This window comes from Abditibacteriota bacterium, from assembly GCA_017552965.1.
Classification (GTDB): domain Bacteria; phylum Armatimonadota; class UBA5829; order UBA5829; family UBA5829; genus RGIG7931.
This window is the reverse complement of record JAFZNQ010000129.1, coordinates 1-19,395: the sequence shown is the minus strand read 5'-3', so window position 1 is coordinate 19,395 and position 19,395 is coordinate 1. Positions and strand designations below refer to the sequence as shown.

The window sequence follows — 19,395 nt, the reverse complement described above, 5'->3', positions numbered from 1 at the left end:
CAAGGCAGGCTGCGGCCTGCTTTTTTTTATGAAGCTAATACTATTGTTTGTACTTTTCATCCTGCCTCTGGGGGCCGCGGCCGCGGAGGATATCACCGACCGGCTGCAGGCAGCGGCGGACAGGGGCGGCGACGTGACGGTGCCCTCCGGCACCTACAGGCTGTCCCGCACCGTGAAGCTGGGCCCGGACACCCGGGTCGCCGGCTCCGGGAACACCGTGCTGCTCCTGGACGGCAGCTGCAACGCCTTTGAAACCGGGACCCGGGGAAAATACACGGACCGGGTGTCCGTGTCAGGCCTCACCTTCAAATGCCCCTCTCCTTCGCCGGTCTCAGCCCTGGTGGCCAAACAGGTCCGGCACCTCACGGTCAGCCGGATAAAGACGGAAAATATGGCCGGGGTCCGGGTGGAACACTTTTCCGCCGCGAGAGACACCCTGAACAGGGACGTCACGGTCAGCGGCTGCGTCTTCCGGGGCGGCGGGGCGCCGGTCCAGGGAGTGGAAATAGACTGGACCGACGGCTTTGCCGTCAGGGACTGCAGGCTGGAGGGCTTTGCCCACGGCATCCAGTGGTGGGGCGGCGACAGCGACGTGCGGCGGGGAGGCCTCCACAGCAACATGGGCTTTTTGAAAAACGGCCTCATCGCAGACTGCCGCGTCACGGACGTTGAGGGCGGAGGCATCTGGGGCAGCATGGGCGAAAACATCGTCGTCAGACACTGTTCCGTCGCCCGCTGCAAGGACGTGGGCATAGACTTTGAGGGCTGCAGCGAGTCCCGGGCCGAGGACTGCGACGCCGGGGACTGCGTCAACGGCAACTACGCCACCTTTCAATACTGCACCGGCAGGATAGTCTTCTCGGGCTGCCGCTCCACCTTTTCCCGGGCCATGAACGGCGTGGTGGGGACCTGCCACTATTTCAACGGCAACGAGGTGCAGCTGGCAGACTATCAGGACGTGACCTTTGAGGACTGCTCCTTCAGCTCCTCCGTCCCTTCGGTCATCCGGCCCTGGCACGCCCTTCACTCCTTTAGCCTCCTCCGCTGCGCTATGACCAACACCGCGGCGGACACGGACACTCCCAGGCTGGACCTGCTGAGGATACAGGGCTGCAGCTTCACCTTTGACAGCGCCTGCGAAGGGCCTGCCCTGACGGCGGCTGTCTGCTCACCTGCGGCCTTTTCGGGACCTTCGGTGTTCGTCACGGACAACACCTTCACGGCGCCCCGGGGCCCCGCGGCGGTGCGCATAGTCAAAAAGTCGGACCCGGCTGCCGCCTATGTGTTCCGCGGCAACAAAGCAAAGGGCTTTTCGGAGGCCCCGGAGGTGACCAATCTGGGAACGGAGCCCCTGAAGGACGCAGGCAGGGAGCAGACTCCCCTGATTGCCCAATCATCGTAAATATGATACAATATAGTTGACATTACACCAGGAGGACTTTATCTTGAGCAGATACTTCGGAACTGACGGCATCAGAGGCATCGCCAATTCGCAGCTGACGCCCCTGACCGCCTTTAAGCTCGGCACGGCTCTGGGCAAATACCTGTCGGAGCGTATCTCCAGACCCACTGTGATCATAGGCAAGGACACCCGCTTGTCCGGCGACCTGCTGGAGGGCGCTCTCACCGCCGGCCTGTGCTCCATGGGGGCAGACGTCATACCCGCCGGCGTCATCACCACTCCCGGAGTGGCCTATCTGACCGGCTCCACGGACAAGGTGAACGCGGGCATAGTCATATCGGCCTCTCACAATCCCATGACCGACAACGGCATCAAGGTGTTTTCCGAAAAGGGCAGCAAGCTCCCCGACGAAGTGGAGGACACCCTCGAAGACTACATGGACGCCTACAAGACCTTTGAGCTGGTAGAAGGCGCCAACGTGGGCAAGGTGATACGCGACGACACTCTGGGCGACAGATACCTGGAGTTTCTGAGGAGCTCCGTGCCGGTGGACCTCACGGGCAAAAAGATAGTGCTGGACTGCGCCAACGGCGCTTCCTCCGGCTATGCCGCCCGACTGTTTGAGAGTCTGGGCGCGGAGGTCACCGCCATCAACAACGAGCCCGACGGCGTGAATATCAACGTACAGTGCGGCTCCCTGCATCCCGAGGGCATGTGCCAAAAGGTGCTGGAGGTAGGCGCCGACGCGGGCTGCGCCTTTGACGGCGACGCCGACAGAGTCATCATGGCCGACAGCAAGGGCCGCGTAGTGGACGGCGACAGGATCATGGCCATCTACGGCCTCAGCCGCAAAAGACACTCTCAGCTGCCCGCAGACATGGTGGTAGGCACCGTCATGAGCAACATAGGCCTGGAAAAGGCTCTCTCTACCGAAGGCATCACCCTGCACCGCTCCAAGGTGGGCGACAGATACGTGTCCGAGGATATGCAAAAGTTCGGCGCCATCGTAGGCGGCGAAAAATCCGGGCACATCATGTTTCACGAGATACTCCCCAGCGGAGACGGCATGCTGACGGCCCTGATGATGATGCAGGTCCTCATCACCGAGCAGCAGCCCCTCTGCGACCTCTCCGACGAGATCAAAGAGTATCCCCAGCTGCTGGTGAACGTGCGGGTGCCGGACAAGACCGGCTGGGACACCAACCCGGACATAGCGGCGGCCCTGGCCAAGGGCGAGAAGCAGCTGGAGGGCAGAGGGCGCATAGTGCTGCGTCCCTCGGGCACCGAGCAGCTCATCAGAGTCATGGCCGAAGGCCCCGACCAGGACGAGGTGGACCAGGTGGTCAACGACATAGCCGACGCCATCAGAAAAGCCATGGCCTGACAGGACTGACAACAAAAGAAGAGCGCAGCCTCGCGGCTGCGCTCTTGTGTGTCTGTCTGAAAAAAATAAGTCTCGTTATCCGTAGATCTCCTTTGCCTTGCTCACCAGAGCGGCAAAGGTGTCGGGATCGGCGATGGCGATCTCGGAAAACATTTTTCTGTCTATCTGGATGTTCAGCTTGGTCATAGCGGAGATGAACTTGCTGTACTGCATGCCGTTGAGCCGGCAGGCCGCATTGATCCTGGCTATCCACAATCTGCGGAAGTCTCTCTTTCTGTTGCGTCTGTCTCTGTAAGCATAGTTGCCGGACTTCATCACGGCTTCCTTAGCCGTCTTGAAGAGCCTGGACTTGGCGCCCCAGTAACCCGAAGCATCCTTGATTATTCTGTGGTGACGCTTGTGCGTCATAGTTCCTCGCTTTACGCGTGGCATAATATACTACCTCTTAATATCAAATGTATCTGTCAAACTAAGCGAGCCCGGGGACCTGCTTCTTCACTACCTTGGCAAAGCCCTTGGCCACGCCGCCCTTCTGGGAGAGCCTGCGGAGAGCAGACTTGCTCTTGGCCATCTTCAGGTGATTCATACCGGTGGTATTTCTCATGAGCTTGCCTGTGCCGGATTTGGAAAATCTCTTGGCAGCAGTTTTGCATGTTTTAAGTTTTGGCATTGTAGAACCTCTTTATTCTGTCGGAGCCAGGATCATATTCATGAATTTGCCCTCCATGGAAGGCTTTTTCTCCAGCTTGCCGGAGCCGGACTCAACGATGATCTGCGCCAGCTTTTCCAGCTGCGCTATGGCGATCTCGGGATGACTGGCTTCCCTGCTTCTGAACATGAGCGAGATCTTGACCTTGTTGCCCTGACCCAGAAACTTTTTGGCGGCGCTGACCTTGACGTCAAAGTCATGCTCCTCGATGTGGGGCCGAAATCTGATGGTTTTGATCTCGACCTGTTTCTGTTTCTTGGCGGCCTCCTTCTTCTTTTTGCCCATATCATACTTGAACTTGCCGTAGTCCATCACACGGCAAACAGGAGGATTGGCTTGAGGAGCTATCTCAATCAGATCCAACCCTTTTTCCTTAGCATATTGAAGCGCTTCGCGGACCGGCACGATGCCGATCTGCTCATCATCTGCGCCTATCAGTCTCACCTGAGGCGCCCGGATACGCTCGTTTATGTTGAGTTCCTTCTCTTTAGATATGATCGTTCTCCAAAATATAGATTTGCAGCCGCGCGGACCGAACGGTCGAAACGAGGGGTCATCCCGACTGTCTCTGCGAAAAGCTGGGGGCTTGAGCAGGCAGCCGCTTGACCGCAAGAATGAAACTAAGTGCTTCATTCTTTAATATTATACCACATACGGCGCCGCAATAAAAGGGGGCAGAGCATATATTTTGCAAAAAACCTTGCCGCCCGGTGACGGCAGAGCCCCCGAGGCGAGCGAGAGAGCGCTCAAACGCTCTCCTCCCGGCCGGAGGAAAACGCCGGTCCGTGAAACTATCCCGGGATGACGTCGTTGCCAAACAGGACCACACATGCGCCGGAAAGAGCAGCTCGAGCAGGCCCCGGTCACCCGCCTCACCGCCACCCGAACTAAAAACGCTGAGCGCCTCCAACCGCCGTCATCCCGGCACCCGAAACGTAGTAAGGGCGTTGGAGATCTGTGGGGGCACCGACGGCCAAAGGCCGTTGGGGGGTCCACGTCGGCGGAAAGAGGACCAGCACGACAATGTTTTGCAACAGAACCGCGAGCCACGGCTACGGACCGGCCGGGGTGGGAGGGGCGTTATTCGGGGTCCCCGGAAATATGCACCGGAAAGGGCAGCTCGAGCAGGCCCCGGTCACCCGCGGGGAGGCAATTTGCTGCAAAAAGGCGCCTTGGGCGGCCGCGGGAGCGCCCGCCCATGCCTTAATAATACATTGGGTGCTGCCGGGCGCGCAGCGCCCGGCAGCACCCGCCCCTCCTACCATTCCCGCCGCCTATGTGCTATAATAAATATAGCAAATGATTAGGAGGCTGTTATGACAGACGTTGTATGTCTTGGCGAGCTGCTGATAGACTTTACCACTCTCAAATCGGGCGAGAGCGTGATCGAGAGCGAGTGCTTTACCAAAAACGCCGGCGGATCCCCGGCCAACACCTGCGCCGGAGTAGCGGCGCTGGGCGGCAAAGCCGCCTTTCTGGGCAAGGTGGGCAACGATTCCTTTGGCAAATATCTCTACAAGGTCCTGGAGGACAAGGGCGTGGACGTCACGGGCCTCAGGCTCTCCGACGAAGCCATGACCAAGCTGGCCTTCGTGGACAACATCACCCCGGACGAACGGCGCTTCATCTTCTACGGCAAGCCCTCCGCGGACGAGCTCTACAGTGAAGACGATCTGGAGACGGGCATCCTCGCCGACGCGAAGATATTTCACTTCGGCTCCATCAGCCTGGTGAACGACTGCGTGTATCAGGCGGCGGTGACTGCTGCGGGCATCGCCCGGTCCAAGGGCGCCCTCATCAGCTACGACCCCAATATCCGCCTCAACATGTGGCCCAGCGAATCTGCCGCCAGACAGAGGTCCGACGAGTGCGTGCGCATGGCCGACATAGTCAAGCTGTCCGACGAGGAGATGGAGGTGGTGACGGGCACCAACGACATAGACGAGGCTCTGGACATGCTGAACCTCCTGGGCGTCAAGATAGCGGTCATCACCCGGGGCGGCAAGGGCGTGGCCTACCGCTGGGGCTCCGTCAGAGGTTTCGTACCCTCCTACGACGTGGTCAGCCGGGACGCCACCGGAGCCGGCGATTCCTTTGCGGCCGGGCTTCTCTTCCAGATAGCCAGGCAGAACAAGCCGGTGACCGCCTACGACGAATCCCTCATCAGGGGCGTCATAGCCTTTGCGGCCAAGGTGGCCGCCATCGTGGTCACCAAGCCGGGAGCCATCCCGGCCATGCCCTCCTTTGAAGAGGTGGCCGATTCACCCATAGTCCTCAAGCAGGAATAGACACTTCGTCCCGCAGGAGCCTCTCCTGCGGGACGAAAAAAAACAGGCTGCCCGAGCAGCCTGCCTGAGGGCGAGTAAAGAGATTCGAACTCTTGGCCTTCAGGGCCACAACCTGACGCTCTAACCAACTGAGCTACACCCGCCATGACTTCATTTCATATTATATCATATGCGGCGGGCATTTGCAAGAGCCGGGCCTCTTTTTCTCTATTCTTTCGCCGGCCGTTCCTTTTCGGGGAGAGGCTTCAGGCCGTTTTCACCCTTGGAGGCGAACCAGTCGGCAAATACTCCGTAGAGCTGTTCGCACCATTCGGCGTCCGGATCGTTGTTCTCGGTAAAGGTGAGCTTTTCTCCCGAGGCGTAAACAGCCGTGAAGGACTGGGGGCTGAAAATGGGAGGCAGGCCGGCGGTCACTCTGTACACGCCGTTCCTCTCCGCCAGCTTGGCCGAGTCTATCACCTCCTGCAGCTTGTCCAGGAGAGCCTTGTCTGCCGGCAGACTGACGCCGGTGGTCTTTTCGGAGGCGGTGAGCGCTCCGTCCTTATCCTTCGCGACGGCAAAAGAGAACTCTTCCATATATCCGTCCTTTTGCACCCGTTCTCCGGTGAATATGATATTCACTTTCAGAGACGCTATGTCTTTGGACTTGATGGTCTTGGGAGCCTTGGGGTCGGTCTTGTCGGTGACTCCGCCGCAGACAGGGGGATCCTGCTGCTTGTGCCCCACGCAGCCGGCCAGACACGTCACCGCCGCGGCCAGAGCCGCTGCTGCCAATACTATGATCACGATCTTCATGACTTCACTTCCTTTTTGTTTTCCCTGCCCCTTCGGGGCATGTCCTATTCGTCGTCCGGGAACAGCTGCCCGGGCAGTTTTTGCTTGATCCTGGGAGCAAAGAGCCGGTCAAACTCCTCGGTCTCCCCGCGGTCCACCAGATAGCCCGGGGGAGTCCTGTAAGCCCCGGTCACGCCTTCGAGATATCCCTCCCGCAGCTCCTTGCAGAGAAAGAAGGAGGTATCGGCGTCGGCGGGCATGTCGTTGTATCTGACTCCGAACCGGGAGGCGCAGACAAAGCCGCTCTTGCCGTAAAACCCTATGTTGCCCTCAAAGAGCACGGCTCCGAAGCCCAGGGCCGCGGCCTTTTCCAGAGAGGCGTCCAGCAGGGCTTTGCCAAGCCCCCTGCGCTGCAGCTCCGGGGCGATGCAGATGGGACCCATGGTCAGCACCTCCAGGGCGCCGCCTCCGTCCGTGTCTATGACGGTCCGGGCAAACATGTTCTGCCCTATGAGCCTGCCCTCCTGCTCCATGACCAGATCCAGCTCCGGCACGAAGGCGGGGTCGCTCCTCATGGTGTGCAGCACGAAATGCTCCAGGCATCCGGGCCTGTACACGTTCCAGAAGGCCTCTCTCACCAGAGTCTCGGTCTCTCTGTATTCCTCTCTTCTTTCGGGGCGGATCACATAGTCTGCAGTTGTCGTCATATACCTTCTATTTGTTCCTGGCGTCGTTGCCTATCCTGAGCACGCTCATAAAGGCGTCCTGAGGCACCTCCACGGTGCCTATGGTCTTCATCCTCTTTTTGCCTTCCTTCTGCTTTTCCAGCAGCTTTCGTTTTCTGGTGATGTCGCCGCCGTAGCACTTGGCTATGACGTTCTTTCTGTAAGGCTTCACCGTGGAGGCGGCTATGATGTTGTTGCCCGCCTGGGCCTGGATGCGTATCTCGAACTGCTGTCTGGGAATCACTTCCTTCAGCCTGTCCACCAGCACTCTGGCCCGGGAAGAAGCCCGGTCCCGGTGAGTGATGAAGCTCAGGGCGTCCACCGGCTCGTAGTTGAGGAGTATGATCAGCTTTTCCACGCTGCTCTTTCTGTATTCTCTGAACTCGTAGTCCAGGGTGGCATAGCCGTGGGTCACGGATTTCAGAGTGTCAAAAAAGTCCATGACTATCTCGGCCAGAGGCATCTCAAACTTGATGATCACGCTGTCCCGGGTGGGGTATTCCATCTTGTCATACACTCCCCGCCTCTCCTGACACAGCTCTATCACCGGACCTATGTGGGCGCTGGGCACCAGTATGGACACGTCCACGAAGGGCTCCTCGATATACTTGATCTTTTCGGGGTCCGGCAGGTCGCTGGGGTTTTCCACCCACAGGGTGTCGCCTTTGGTGGTGACCACCTTGTAGATCACCGAGGGAGCGGTGGCTATGAGGTTCAGGCCAAACTCGCGCTCCAGCCTCTCCTGCACTATGTCCATGTGCAGCAGCCCCAGAAAACCGCAGCGGAAGCCGGTGCCCAGAGCGGCGGAGGACTCGGGCTCAAAGGTAAAGGAGGCGTCGTTGAGCTGCAGCTTGGCCAGGGCCTCCCGCATATTGTTGAAGTCCTTGGTGTCTATGGGATAGAGGCCCGAAAAGACCATGGGTCTGGCCTCCTTGTAGCCCTTGAGAGGCTTGGAGGCGGGGCGGTCCGCTCCCGTCACCGTGTCCCCCACTCTGGTGTCGCCCACGTTTTTCATGGAGGCGGTAAAGTAGCCCACCATGCCCGCCGACAGAGAGTCTGCCGGCTCCATGCCGGGAGTGAAGACGCCCGTCTGGGTCACCTCAAACTCCTTGCCGGAGGACATCATCCTGATGCGGTCGCCGTTTCTGAGCACGCCGTCCATGACCCTGACGTAGGCCACTATACCCAGATACTGGTCAAAGTGGGAGTCGAATATCAGAGCCTTCAGAGGCGCGTCCTCGTCTCCGGACGGAGCGGGGATGCGCCCGACTATGGCCTCCATCACTTCGTCCACTCCCTGGCCGGACCGGGCGGAGATGGGAATGGCCTCAGAGGCGTCTATCATGAGCACGGTCTCTATCTCCTCTCTGGTCCTGTCCGGGTCGGAGGCGGCCATGTCAATCTTGTTCAGCACTGGGATGATCTCCAGGTCGTTGTTCATGGCCAGATTGGTGTTGGCCAGAGTCTGAGCCTGCACTCCCTGCGTGGTGTCCACCACCAGCACCGCGCCCTCGCAGGCGGCCAGGGACCGGGACACTTCGTAGGAAAAGTCCACGTGGCCCGGGGTGTCTATGAGATTGAGATAGTAGGTCTCCCCGTCCCGGGCCTTCCAGGTCATGGTCACGGCGGTCATCTTGATGGTGATGCCCCGCTCCTTTTCCAGGTCCATGCCGTCCAGCACCTGACCGGTCATATCCTTGGCGTCTATGGTCCCGGTGAGCTCCAGGATCCTGTCCGCCAGAGTGGATTTGCCGTGGTCTATGTGGGCTATGATGCAAAAATTGCGTATGTTATTTCGATTCATAATTCACACTGTCTTCAAAACGGGCAAAAAACGCTTCCGTGTCCACCCGCGCCAGCTTGCAGATGAGGTTGTCGTCCACGGGCATGCCCGTAAACACACTGGAGACGGACAGCTGTTCCCAGCCCGGCGTCACCAGCTTTTCGCAGCTTTCGGCGAAGTAGCGGTTGCACTCCTCCAAAAAGCTGCCGCAGACCTCGGGGCTGTCAAAGAGGAGGCTGCTGTTCATGTGCTGCCGATACTCGGACAGCCTGTCCCGCAGGGTGTCTTCCTCCGAAAAGTCGATGGACCCGGAGCTGAAATCCTTTTCCAGCACGTCGTATATCAGGGAATAATTCACCGACAGGGACAGTATGTCGTAGCCGGCGACGCGGCTGATGTCCCTGAGCCTCAGCTCCGCCGTGTGGTTGATGACGGGCTTTTCCATCTTGGAATACAGGAGCCATATGGAGGCGTCTATGCCGCTCACGGCGGCGCAGGTCACGTATTCGGCCACCAGCCGTATGTTGGGCACTACCCGCAGGGTATTTTTTCTGGGAAACAGAGTCGCCGGGTCGTAGGGGGCCTTTTTCAAAAACCAGGCCTCGCCGTACACAGTGTCAAAGGACGCCTCGGGGGCAAATTTGACGGAAGGATCGGTGGAAGCGACAAACATTCCGTTGCAAAAAAAATCCATGCTGTTTTCTCCTTTTCACTGTCCGGCCCGGGCCTCCGCGGCTGCGCCGCCCGGGCTGCCTGCGCGCTCTTCTAATATATTATACCAAAAATCGGCCCCGTAACACAATTGCCGCCCGGGGGGAGCCGTCTTGAAAAACGCCGGGCTTTTGGAGTATAATATTATGTAGCAAAAGAGTATTTCGGAGAAGACATTGGATATCACACGACAGGCGAAGGAACAATTTGAGATCATCAAGCGCGGCACCGTGGAGATAGTGCCCGAGAGCGACCTTCTGGACAAGCTGGCCCGGGCCATCAGGGACCGCAAGCCCCTGAAGATCAAGCTGGGCCTGGACCCCACCGCTCCCGACATCCATCTGGGCAGCGCAGTGGTCCTGAGGAAGATGCGCAAGTTTCAGGACATGGGCCACGAGGTCCATATCATCATCGGCGACTTTACCGCCGGCATAGGCGACCCCACGGGCAAATCGGTCACCAGACCCCAGCTCTCCCGGGAAGAGATCGACAAAAACGCCAAGACCTACTATCAGCAGTTCTTCAAGATACTTGATCCCGACAAGACCGTCATCCACTTCAACAGCGAATGGCTGGGCAGCCTCTCCTTTACCGACGCCATCAGAGTCATGAGCCACGTGACCATGGCCCGGCTGCTGGAAAGAGACGACTTTCAGAAGCGCCTGTCCGAAAACAGACCCATAGCCGCCCACGAGATCACCTACCCCATATGCCAGGCCTATGACAGCGTGGTCCTGGAAGCGGACGTAGAGGTAGGCGGCACCGAGCAAAAGTTCAACATCCTCATGGGCAGGACCCTGCAGGGCGCCTACGAAAAGGAGCAGCAGGTGGGCCTCTTTATGCCCATCCTCACAGGTCTGGACGGAGTGAACAAGATGTCCAAATCCCTGGGCAACTACGTGGGCATCACCGAGTCGCCCTCCGAGATGTTCGGCAAGCTCATGAGCATCTCCGACGAGCAGATGCAGGAATACTTCGAGCTGTGCACCGACGTGGACATGGAAGAGGTAAAGGGCCTTCTGGCGGGCATAGCCGCCGGCTCGGTCCATCCCATGGACGTCAAGAAAAGGCTGGCCCGGGAGATCATCGCCATCTATCACTCCAAAGAGGAAGCCCTGGCGGCCCAGCAGGAATTTGAGAGGGTGTTCAGCCAGAAGGACGTGCCTCAGGACATGCCTTCCTTTGAGATCGCCCCGGACAAGCTGGAGGACGGTAAGTGCTCCCTCATGACCATAGTGCAGGAGTCGGGGCTGGTGGGCACCAATTCAGAGATACGCCGTCTGATATCCTCCGGCGCCATATCCCTGGACGGAGCCAAATACACGGACTTCAAAGAGATGATCGCCGTCTCCGACGGCATGGTCATCAAGGCAGGCAAACGCAAGTTTGCCAAGCTCGTCATGAAATAAAAATCAGGCCGCCCGAGGGCGGTCTTTTCTCTTTGGCTTGACAAACCCCGCTCAAAGGGTATACAATATAGGTGGTACGCACCCGTAGCTCAGTGGATAGAGCATCAGGTTCCGGTCCTGAGTGTCGGGGGTTCGACTCCCTTCGGGTGCGCTCTTTTTTTACTCTCCTCACGCGCTCACCCCGCGACAGCCTTTTCCTTTTTTTCAGACAGACCTCCCCCGGGAGAGAAAACGTCTCGTCATCACGGCAAGAGGTGGCCCCGCGTCGCTTCTCCCTCTTTGACACGCGGCGGCAAGTGTGCTACAATAGAGTGACACTTACCAAGGAGCGCAGCATGAAACGTATTATCATCACCATTCTCATATTCCTGGCGGCCTGCGCCGCCATGGCCGGCACCGAGCAGGTGGCCAACGTGCTGGACTTCGGCGCCAGGGGCGACGGCCGGACCGACTGCACCCCCGCCTTCAGAAAGGCCCTCACCTTTTCCCGGGAAAACCGGGTGCCCGTGTTCGTCCCCCGAGGCGAATACAGGCTCACTGACACTCTCACACTGGAAAAGCAGTCCCTGAAGGGGGGAGAGCCCGGCGCCTGGAACGCCGACAGCGCCCCGATGGCCCGTCTTCTCATCGACCACGAGCAGGGCCCCGGGCTGCACATGAAGGGCGGCTCCTCTCTCTACGGCATCGCCGTCATGTATGACGAAAAAAAGGACGACACACATTTTCCGCCGGCAGTTCTTCTGGACGGAGTGGGCATCAACATCCAGAATATCAGGCTCCAATACTGCTGGGACGGCATCGCCTGCCATCCGAAAAACGGAGCCGGCAGAGTCAACATAGAGAACGCCTTTGTCGTGTCTGCCGGCGGCTGCGCGGTATGCATCACAGGCACTCTGGATATTGCCACCCTCCGCAATATAGAGGTGTGGAACAACAAGCACAGGCCCAACGTCACCGCCTTCCGCTTCGGCTACAATGACGGCATCAGCTGCCTGAGGCTGTTCAGTATGAGCAACCACACAGGCTTTCAGACCATAGACCCGCCCGACGAATGGCGGACTCAGACCAAGGGCACCTGGGGCACATTCACGGACTGCGCCACAGACGCCACCAGCATTTCCTGGGACCTGCAGGGCTCCGCCTTCCACCAGCTGGGCATCACCGGCGGGCTCTACTGGGGGCATCACAAGTTTCTCCAGTGCTCCAACCCCAACGCCAACGCCGTGGTCAGCGGCTGCCAGATTAAGGACAACGGCTCCCCGTGCGTAGACATGCAGGACGCGGGATGCATCACCATAACCGGCTGTTCATTCGGCAGAGCCATGAATACCCAGTACCCCTTTATCAACGCCAAAAAGGGCAAGAGCCTCAACCTGTCCGGGTGCACCTTTGACGAGCATTCGCCGGTGCTTACCATAGGCCCGGAGATCGGCCGCCTGTCCTTTACCGGCAACGTCATCCTGCCCACCGAATTTCCATTTATAAAGGATGACCGGCGCTCGGAGGACGCCCTGATCACCATAGCGGACAATACGGGCGTATAACGCAGTCCGGGAGAACAACGCAGAGCTCCCGCATCATATCGGACAGAGTGTCCCCGGCAGGCCCGGCGCGCCTGCCGGGGACATTGTTATTTGCCTTGCAGAGCCGCTCCCGCGCCTGCTCTCACCGGAGGAGGCGCCGGGATGTGTCTGTAATGAACCGCCGGGATAACGAAAGACCGGGCTTGTCGCAAGGAGCCCCCTTTTGACACGCGCCGGCAATTGTGCTACAATAGAGTGACACTCACCAAGGAGAGCAGCATGAAACGCATTCTCATCACCATTCTCATACTACTGGCGGCCTGCGCCGCCTGGGCCGGCACCGAAAAGGTGGCCAACGTCATGGACTTCGGCGCCAAGGGCGACGCCATTGCCGACGATACTCTGGCCTTCAAAAAAGCCATCATCGCCTCCCGGGAGCAAAAGATACCCGTCTTCGCTCCCCGGGGCAACTACAGGATCACCGACACCCTCGAGCTGATGGACCAGTCCCTGAAGGGCGGCGAGCCCGGCGGCTGGAATGCCGACGCCACCCCCATGGCCCGTCTTTTCATTGACCAGGAAAAGGGACCCGGCGTCCACATGAAAGACTACTCGTCTCTCTACGGCATAGCCATAGTGTACAGCGAAAACAAGCTGGACACCCATTTTCCCCCGGCCATATATCTGGACGGCAACGGCATCAACATACAGAACCTGCGGCTCCAGTATTGCTGGGACGGCATAGCCTGCAATCCCAAAAACGGGCCCGGCAGGGTCAACATCGAAAACGTGTTCGTGGTCTCCTGCGGCGGCTGCGCGGTGACCATCACCGGCACTCTGGACATCCCCACCCTGCGCAACATAGAGGTGTGGAACAATCTCAACCGCCCCAACGTGACGGCCTTCCGCTTCGGCTACAATGACGGCATCAGCTGCTGGAGACTGTTCAGTATGAACAATCAGACAGGCTTTCAGACCATAGACCCGCCCAAGGAATGGCCCTTCGGCGACACCGGCTCCTGGGGCACCTTTGTGGACTGCGCCACCGACGCCACCAGCATATCCTGGGATATACAGGGCAAGGCCAAGCATCAGCTGGGCATCACCGGCGGCCTCTACTGGGGCCATCACAAATTCCTGCAGGTCACCAACCCCAACGCCGACGTGACCGTGTCCGGCTGCCAGCTTTCCGACAACGGCGACTCTGCCATCCATCTGGCGGACGCCGGCGACATCATCCTGTCCGGCTGCAGATTCGGCAGATCTCAGGAATGTCAGTACCCCTTTATCAGAGCGGAAAAGGGCAAGAGCCTCATAGTCACCGGCTGCTCCTTCAGCGAAAGGTCCTCGGTCCTCTCCATCTATGAGGGCATGGAGATGCTGTCCTTTACGGGCAATATCATCAAGCCGTCGGAATATCCCTTTTTGCTGGTGGACCGCAGGTCCGGGACAGCCGCCGTCACCATAGCCAACAACACCGGCAACACAGACAGCGTCGGCAAACCCGCCGACGGACAGTAAAACACCGCCCACAAGCTTATTGGCCCCTGCAGGCGCTGCGCGCCTGCAGGGGCCAAAACATTATTATTCCTTGCGGCGGCGCTCCCGCGCCGCCGCAAGGCTGCTTTCCCCGACTGTTTATTGTTCCCCGGACCGCGGCCGGAGATAGGTCGAGGTATTTCGGGGATGGCTTTCGGCATCGGGCGGTCCGCTTGCGCGCTCTCAACACTCGGGAACGTCTATTCCCTGCAAAAAAAAGGGCGGGGGATTCCCCGCCCGGACTGTCTTTTCTGACAGCGCTCAGCTGACCAGCATCATCAGCGTAAACATCGCCGTCAGGATCCAGGTGCCCGCGTTCAGCTTGTTGGCATTACCTGTAAAAAGGCACATGGCTGTATAGCTCAGTATGCCGTAGGCTATGCCCAGAGCGATATCGCAGGCAAAGCAGGTGACGGCTATGGTCAGGAAGGCCGGCACCACGGACAGGGGGTCGTCCCATTCCAGTTCGGCTATGCCCCTGAGCATGATATATCCCACGAATATAAGGGCCACCGACGAAGCGCAGGCGGGCACCATGGAGCCCAGCGGCGCAAAGAACAGAGCGCACACGAAGAGGAGGGCCACAAAGACAGAGGTGAGTCCCGTGCGGCCTCCCGCCCCCACTCCGGTGACGGATTCGGCGTAGGCTGTCACTGTGTTGGTGCCGAACAGGGCGCCGGCGGTGGTGGCCAGAGCGTCGGACATCAGGGCCAGGTCCATATTTTCTATCCTGCCCTCGCTGTCGGTGAGGCCGGAGGTCCGGCAGGTGGCATACAAGGTCCCCACTGTGTCAAACATATCCAGCATCAGGAACACGAACACGGTGCAGATAAAATTGAGGACAAAGCTGGCTGTCCCGTGGGAGGCCACGTAGCCGCTGAAGTCAAAGCCATGCGCGAGCACTGCCCCCAGATTGAGCCGGACAAAATCGCTGAAGGCTTCCATGGGACTCTGGGCGTAGGCAAAGACGGAGTAGCCGTCAAAGCCCTTCACCGTCAGGCCCAGCAGATAATAGAGGACCGTGCCGAAGAACATGCCCAGGAACACGGAGCCTCTCACCTTCCTCTTGTCCAGTATGGCCACTACAAACACCGACAGGAGGCACACCAGCAGGGGCATGATGGCTGCCCAGCTGCCGGATAAGACGTTGAAGGAGCCCTTGGCGATGCCGGTGGCGTCGCTGATCACGATGAGCCCGCCGTTCTTGAAGCCCAGCAGGGCCAGCATAAGGCCGATGCCCACCACGATGGACCTGCGGATGCAGTCGGGGATACACTCAAATATGGCCCTTCTCACTCCGGTGGCCGAAAGGATGATAAAGAGCAGGCCGTCTATCAGTATGAACACCAGCGCGTTGGCGTAGCTGAAGCCCATGCCCACGCAGATGGTATACACGAAAAAGGCGTTGAGCCCCATGCCGCTGGCCAGGGCCACCGGCAGGTTGGCCAGGATCCCCATTAACAGAGATCCGATGATGGCGCCCAGAGCCGTGGCCACGTACATCCCGCCAAAGGTCACGCCCAGGGGGCTGGAGCCGTCTCCCAAAGGGTTGGAAAACATGCCCGCGTTGACCACCAGGATATACACCATGGCAAAAAAGGTCACCAGCGCCGCCCGAAACTCGGTCTGCACCGAGGTGTTTCTCTCCGTCAGTTTGAAAAACTTGTCCATACCGTCTCCTCGCTTGTCATAATACAAAGCAAGACACTGCCCCCGCGGGGAAACAGTGTCTTGTCAAAAGTCAGTCTTTTTTCTTGTCCGGCTTGATGAGCACGCTCTCTTCGGGAAAGGTCTTCAGGTGCTCCTGCCACTTGTCGGGCTGCACCTCCGCCACCGAGACGGACACCACACCCTCCGGGCAGCCCAGAGAGTCCACGAGAGCTCTCTTCAGAGCCTTGGCCAGGGCGGCCTTCTGCTCCGGCGTTCTGCCGGGATGCATGGTCACGGAAATATGAGGCATGGCTCTTCTCCTATTCTGCCAGGGCCCTGATCTCTTCGGCCTTGTCTGTCTTTTCCCAGGTAAAGTCGCTGTCTTCCCGGCCGAAATGGCCGTAGGCTGCGGTCTTTCTGTAGATAGGGCGACGCAGGTCCAGAGATTCGATGATACCTCTGGGGGTCAGGTCAAAGACCTTGCCTATGATATCGGCTATGCGGGCGTTGTCGATCCTGCCGGTGCCAAAGGTCTCCACGTTGATGCCCATGGGCCGGGCTTCGCCTATGGCATAGCCCACCTCCACCTCGCATCTGTCCGCCAGACCGGCGGCCACGATGTTCTTGGCCACGTAGCGCATCATGTAGGCTGCGGAGCGGTCCACCTGGGTGGGGTCCTTGCCGGAAAAGGCTCCGCCGCCGTGGCGGGCAGCGCCGCCGTAGGTGTCCACGATGATCTTGCGGCCCGTAAGCCCGGTATCGCCGTGGGGGCCGCCTATGTTGAAGGCGCCGGTGGGGTTCACAAAGATATTCTCGTCGGCCCGTGAATAGTCAAACAGGTCCTCGGGGACCACGGGACGGATCACGCGCTCTATGATGTCCTTTCGGAGCAGCGCCTGATCCATATAGAGCTGATGCTGGGCGGACACGACTATCTTGTCTATGGCCGCCACCCTGTTTCCGTCATACTCGCAGGTCACTTGGGTCTTGCCGTCGGGGAAGAGCTTGTAGTCCAGCTCTCCGCTTTTGCGCACCTCTGCCAGCCGCCAGGCCAGCTTGTGGGCGGTCATGATGGGCATAGGCATCAGCTCGGGAGTCTCGTTGGTGGCGTAGCCGAACATCATGCCCTGGTCGCCGGCTCCGTCGGTGTCCACGCCCTGGGCTATATCGGGGGACTGCTCGTCTATGGAGGTCATGACCGAGCAGGTCTTGTAGTCAAAATAGGCCTCCCGGGAATCGTAACCTATATCCTTGATCACGTTTCTGACTACTCCGGGAATGTCCACGTAGCCGTCCTTGATGGTGATCTCTCCGGCCAGAAACACGTTGCCGGTAGACACCATGGTCTCGCAGGCCACGCGGGCATAGGGATCGATCCTGATGAATTCGTCCAGAATGGCGTCGGATATCTGATCCGCCATTTTGTCGGGGTGTCCCTCCGTCACGGATTCGGAGGTAAACAGATGGGGTTTGTAGATAGACATATTATACTCCTTGCACACGCCCAAAGAAGGCGTCCTACAATATTTTCACATTAATATTATACCACATTTCGGGCCAAAATTGCACTCCGGAGAGCCTCAAAAATACACTCCGGGGCTTCAGCGATAGCCGGCAAAGCCGGCGCCCTGACCTCTGTATTTTGCAAACAGGCCCCTGATCTCGCCGATGCCGCCTGTAGTGATGACGTAGCGGTATTTGAGAGGCTTGCCGCTTTTGATGGCGGCGGTGATGAGAGGCGCCGTGTAGTTGGTAGCGCCGTCCAGCGGGTCTTTGGAGCCGTTCCAAGCGTGCCTGCCGGCTATCAGGCTGTCGGCCCCGGGAGTAAAGAGGCCTATGCCGTAGTCCTTGTCGGGACACATCCAGGCACTCCAGCGCTCCGTGTTCGACGGGTCAAAGCCAAACTTGCACTCGGCGGGATAGTCTCCGCCCCAGAAGGGCAGCGACTCCCGTTCCGTCACGGCGTCCCCGGTCCAGGGGCGGCTGCCGCCGTAATACACGAATCTGCCCAGATAGCTCACCGTATAAAAGGCTGGCACCTCCTGGCTGTGGACCGACTGCTCCATGCCCGAAAAGTCCGTAAAGGTGTTGTCCACCACCAGGGCCCGGTCTCTGAGGGTATAGACGTTTTCCACGTAGGAAGGAGTGACAAAGCCGTCCAGGGCCCAGTCCAGAGGCTGGGCTTTCACGTAAAGGGAGTCCCCCCGCTTTTCAAAATCTATGAGCCGGCTGTGGTTGCCGAATTGGTCTCCCCCCTGCACCGGGTTGTAGCACCACTGCTGTCCGAAGGAGGTGCCTGCCTTGAAATCCGGGCCCGCGCTGTCCATATAGTAGGACTGCTGTATCAGCCGGCCCGTGTCCGCCATATTGATCAGGTTGCCGAGTCCCTCCACGGGACAGCGCTTGTCCTCCAGCAGGTTCACCCCGCCGCCCCACAGGAGCCGGATGCCCGCCCGCAGATATTTGTTTTCCAGGTAGCAGGTGTCCGTATCGGCTGCCGGAGCCACGGAAGGAGTGAAGCCCCGGATCACAGCGGAGGCTTCCCCGGATAGCGGCCTCAGGGTGACGGACAGTATCCGCGACGACAGCCTGCCCGCGCTCCAGCCCTCGGTCAGGAAGGAAAAGCTCCTGTCGTTCTTTGCCAGATAGTATTCACCCCGGACGGGAGAATCCTCCTCCATATACACTATGTTCATCCGGAGATCTCTGTCCGACGAGTATTCTATGGTCAGGCGGTTGAAGCCCCCCTCCGGCATACCTCTCAGATGGCCGGCTGTCAGGTCACCTTCCCAGCGCACTCTGTTCCGGGTGACGCTGTCGTAGCCTGTGACCGAATAGACCAGCCCCGACGGGCAGGTCACCTGCGCTCCGCCGTCATACAGCTCCTCCACCACGGCGTCCAGCGGCTCCGCCGCCAGCGGGGCCCACAGCACAAGCAGCAGACACACTATCGCAACACGCATAATTCACCTCCTGAGCCGCCATTCTCCGGCGGCTGTCCCATCTTATTATAGCAGAGAGAGGGACCGGTGACAACAGGCCCGCGGAGCCTGCCGCCGTTTGTGTTTTGCCTTCCTGCCGTGCTATAATTGAAGTAGAATCTTCATCATCTCAGGTGGTTGTTATGCTATACGACAAGTTCCGCCGGCCGGAATTCTGGGCAGAGATAGCCCGGGATCCAGCCTACGGCGAATGGATCGGCCAAACCAAGACAGAATACGAGACATTCAAGCTCGCCGGACCTGCCCCCGTCACCTATACCCAGCGCCGCTATTTCTACGAGACCGGCAACCGCAACGCCATGGAAGGCCCCTATTTTCAGCGCCGGGCCTTTTTGGCAAAGGCGGCCATACTCTCCCTGCTGTTTCCGGACGACAAGGAATACCTCGACGCCCTGCAGGACCTGATATGGCTCATCTGCGAGGAATACAACTGGATACTCCCCGCCCATACCGTCAGCCCCGTCACCCGGGACAGATACGTGGACCTGTTCTGCAC

The 19,395-nt window shown here is 59.2% G+C and carries 18 protein-coding genes and 2 tRNA genes; 8 read left to right on the top strand and 12 right to left on the bottom strand.

Annotation, left to right across the window (positions count from 1 at the left end; translation table 11 throughout):
- Positions 1-28 precede the first annotated feature (28 nt).
- A complete protein-coding gene (locus IK083_10655; protein ID MBR4750013.1) occupies positions 29-1,402 on the top strand; it encodes a right-handed parallel beta-helix repeat-containing protein in 1,374 nt (457 codons plus the stop codon).
- A 43-nt stretch (positions 1,403-1,445) separates the two neighbouring features.
- Complete coding sequence (locus tag IK083_10650) at positions 1,446-2,786, top strand: phosphoglucosamine mutase (protein MBR4750012.1); 1,341 nt, start codon at positions 1,446-1,448, stop codon at positions 2,784-2,786.
- Between the two features lie 75 nt (positions 2,787-2,861).
- Here IK083_10650 and rplT read toward each other — a convergent pair whose 3' ends face one another.
- Genes rplT through infC form a run of 3 tightly spaced genes read right to left on the bottom strand, consistent with a single transcriptional unit; the run spans position 2,862 to position 4,128 of the window.
- Positions 2,862-3,218 carry a 50S ribosomal protein L20 gene (rplT, locus tag IK083_10645; protein ID MBR4750011.1) on the bottom strand — a complete coding sequence of 119 codons (357 nt, stop codon included), beginning with the start codon at positions 3,216-3,218 and terminating at the stop codon, positions 2,862-2,864.
- Between the two features lie 37 nt (positions 3,219-3,255).
- Positions 3,256-3,456 carry a 50S ribosomal protein L35 gene (rpmI, locus tag IK083_10640; protein MBR4750010.1) on the bottom strand — a complete coding sequence of 67 codons (201 nt, stop codon included), beginning with the start codon at positions 3,454-3,456 and terminating at the stop codon, positions 3,256-3,258.
- Positions 3,457-3,468: 12 nt separating this feature from the next.
- The gene (gene infC, locus IK083_10635) at positions 3,469-4,128 is read right to left on the bottom strand and encodes a translation initiation factor IF-3 (GenBank protein ID MBR4750009.1); all 660 of its coding nucleotides are present in this window, start codon (positions 4,126-4,128) and stop codon (positions 3,469-3,471) included.
- Positions 4,129-4,811: 683 nt separating this feature from the next.
- Between infC and IK083_10630 the strand changes: the two genes are divergently transcribed.
- Positions 4,812-5,783 (top strand): carbohydrate kinase, encoded by a 972-nt coding sequence (locus IK083_10630; protein ID MBR4750008.1) that lies wholly within the window; start codon positions 4,812-4,814, stop codon positions 5,781-5,783.
- Positions 5,784-5,852: 69 nt separating this feature from the next.
- Here the strand turns inward: IK083_10630 and IK083_10625 are convergent.
- The 5 genes from IK083_10625 to IK083_10605 all read right to left on the bottom strand — a co-directional run bounded on the left by IK083_10625 (position 5,853) and on the right by IK083_10605 (position 9,759).
- Positions 5,853-5,926, bottom strand: a tRNA-His gene (locus IK083_10625).
- 64 nt (positions 5,927-5,990) lie between these two features.
- The gene (locus tag IK083_10620; protein MBR4750007.1) at positions 5,991-6,578 is read right to left on the bottom strand and encodes a hypothetical protein; all 588 of its coding nucleotides are present in this window, start codon (positions 6,576-6,578) and stop codon (positions 5,991-5,993) included.
- Between the two features lie 44 nt (positions 6,579-6,622).
- Positions 6,623-7,264 (bottom strand): N-acetyltransferase, encoded by a 642-nt coding sequence (locus tag IK083_10615; protein MBR4750006.1) that lies wholly within the window; start codon positions 7,262-7,264, stop codon positions 6,623-6,625.
- A gap of 7 nt (positions 7,265-7,271) precedes the next feature.
- Positions 7,272-9,086, bottom strand: coding sequence for a translation elongation factor 4 (gene lepA / locus IK083_10610; protein MBR4750005.1), 1,815 nt, complete (start codon positions 9,084-9,086; stop codon positions 7,272-7,274).
- Positions 9,073-9,759, bottom strand: a complete 687-nt coding sequence (locus tag IK083_10605) for a hypothetical protein (protein MBR4750004.1) — start codon at positions 9,757-9,759, stop codon at positions 9,073-9,075. Before IK083_10605 ends, lepA begins: the two co-directional genes overlap by 14 nt.
- A 199-nt stretch (positions 9,760-9,958) precedes the next feature.
- Here IK083_10605 and IK083_10600 point away from each other — a divergent pair, with 199 nt between their 5' ends.
- The 4 genes from IK083_10600 to IK083_10585 all read left to right on the top strand — a co-directional run bounded on the left by IK083_10600 (position 9,959) and on the right by IK083_10585 (position 14,229).
- A complete protein-coding gene (locus tag IK083_10600; protein MBR4750003.1) occupies positions 9,959-11,185 on the top strand; it encodes a tyrosine--tRNA ligase in 1,227 nt (408 codons plus the stop codon).
- 78 nt (positions 11,186-11,263) lie between these two features.
- A tRNA-Arg gene (locus tag IK083_10595) sits at positions 11,264-11,336 on the top strand.
- 184 nt (positions 11,337-11,520) lie between these two features.
- Entirely contained in the window at positions 11,521-12,729 is a 1,209-nt protein-coding gene (locus tag IK083_10590; GenBank protein MBR4750002.1) for a hypothetical protein, read from the top strand.
- 258 nt (positions 12,730-12,987) lie between these two features.
- Positions 12,988-14,229 (top strand): right-handed parallel beta-helix repeat-containing protein, encoded by a 1,242-nt coding sequence (locus IK083_10585; GenBank protein MBR4750001.1) that lies wholly within the window; start codon positions 12,988-12,990, stop codon positions 14,227-14,229.
- Positions 14,230-14,508: 279 nt separating this feature from the next.
- Here IK083_10585 and IK083_10580 read toward each other — a convergent pair whose 3' ends face one another.
- From IK083_10580 to IK083_10565, 4 genes are all read right to left on the bottom strand, one after another.
- On the bottom strand, positions 14,509-15,918 hold the full coding sequence (locus IK083_10580) for an NCS2 family permease (GenBank protein ID MBR4750000.1): 1,410 nt from the start codon (positions 15,916-15,918) through the stop codon (positions 14,509-14,511).
- Positions 15,919-15,988: 70 nt separating this feature from the next.
- Positions 15,989-16,207: a tautomerase family protein gene (locus IK083_10575; protein ID MBR4749999.1), complete on the bottom strand. Its 219-nt coding sequence runs from the start codon at positions 16,205-16,207 to the stop codon at positions 15,989-15,991.
- A 10-nt stretch (positions 16,208-16,217) separates the two neighbouring features.
- Entirely contained in the window at positions 16,218-17,381 is a 1,164-nt protein-coding gene (gene metK / locus IK083_10570) for a methionine adenosyltransferase (protein MBR4749998.1), read from the bottom strand.
- A gap of 117 nt (positions 17,382-17,498) precedes the next feature.
- Positions 17,499-18,860, bottom strand: coding sequence for a hypothetical protein (locus IK083_10565; GenBank protein ID MBR4749997.1), 1,362 nt, complete (start codon positions 18,858-18,860; stop codon positions 17,499-17,501).
- 161 nt (positions 18,861-19,021) lie between these two features.
- Between IK083_10565 and IK083_10560 the strand changes: the two genes are divergently transcribed.
- Positions 19,022-19,395: hypothetical protein (locus tag IK083_10560; GenBank protein ID MBR4749996.1), on the top strand; the 374-nt coding region annotated here is incomplete at its 3' end.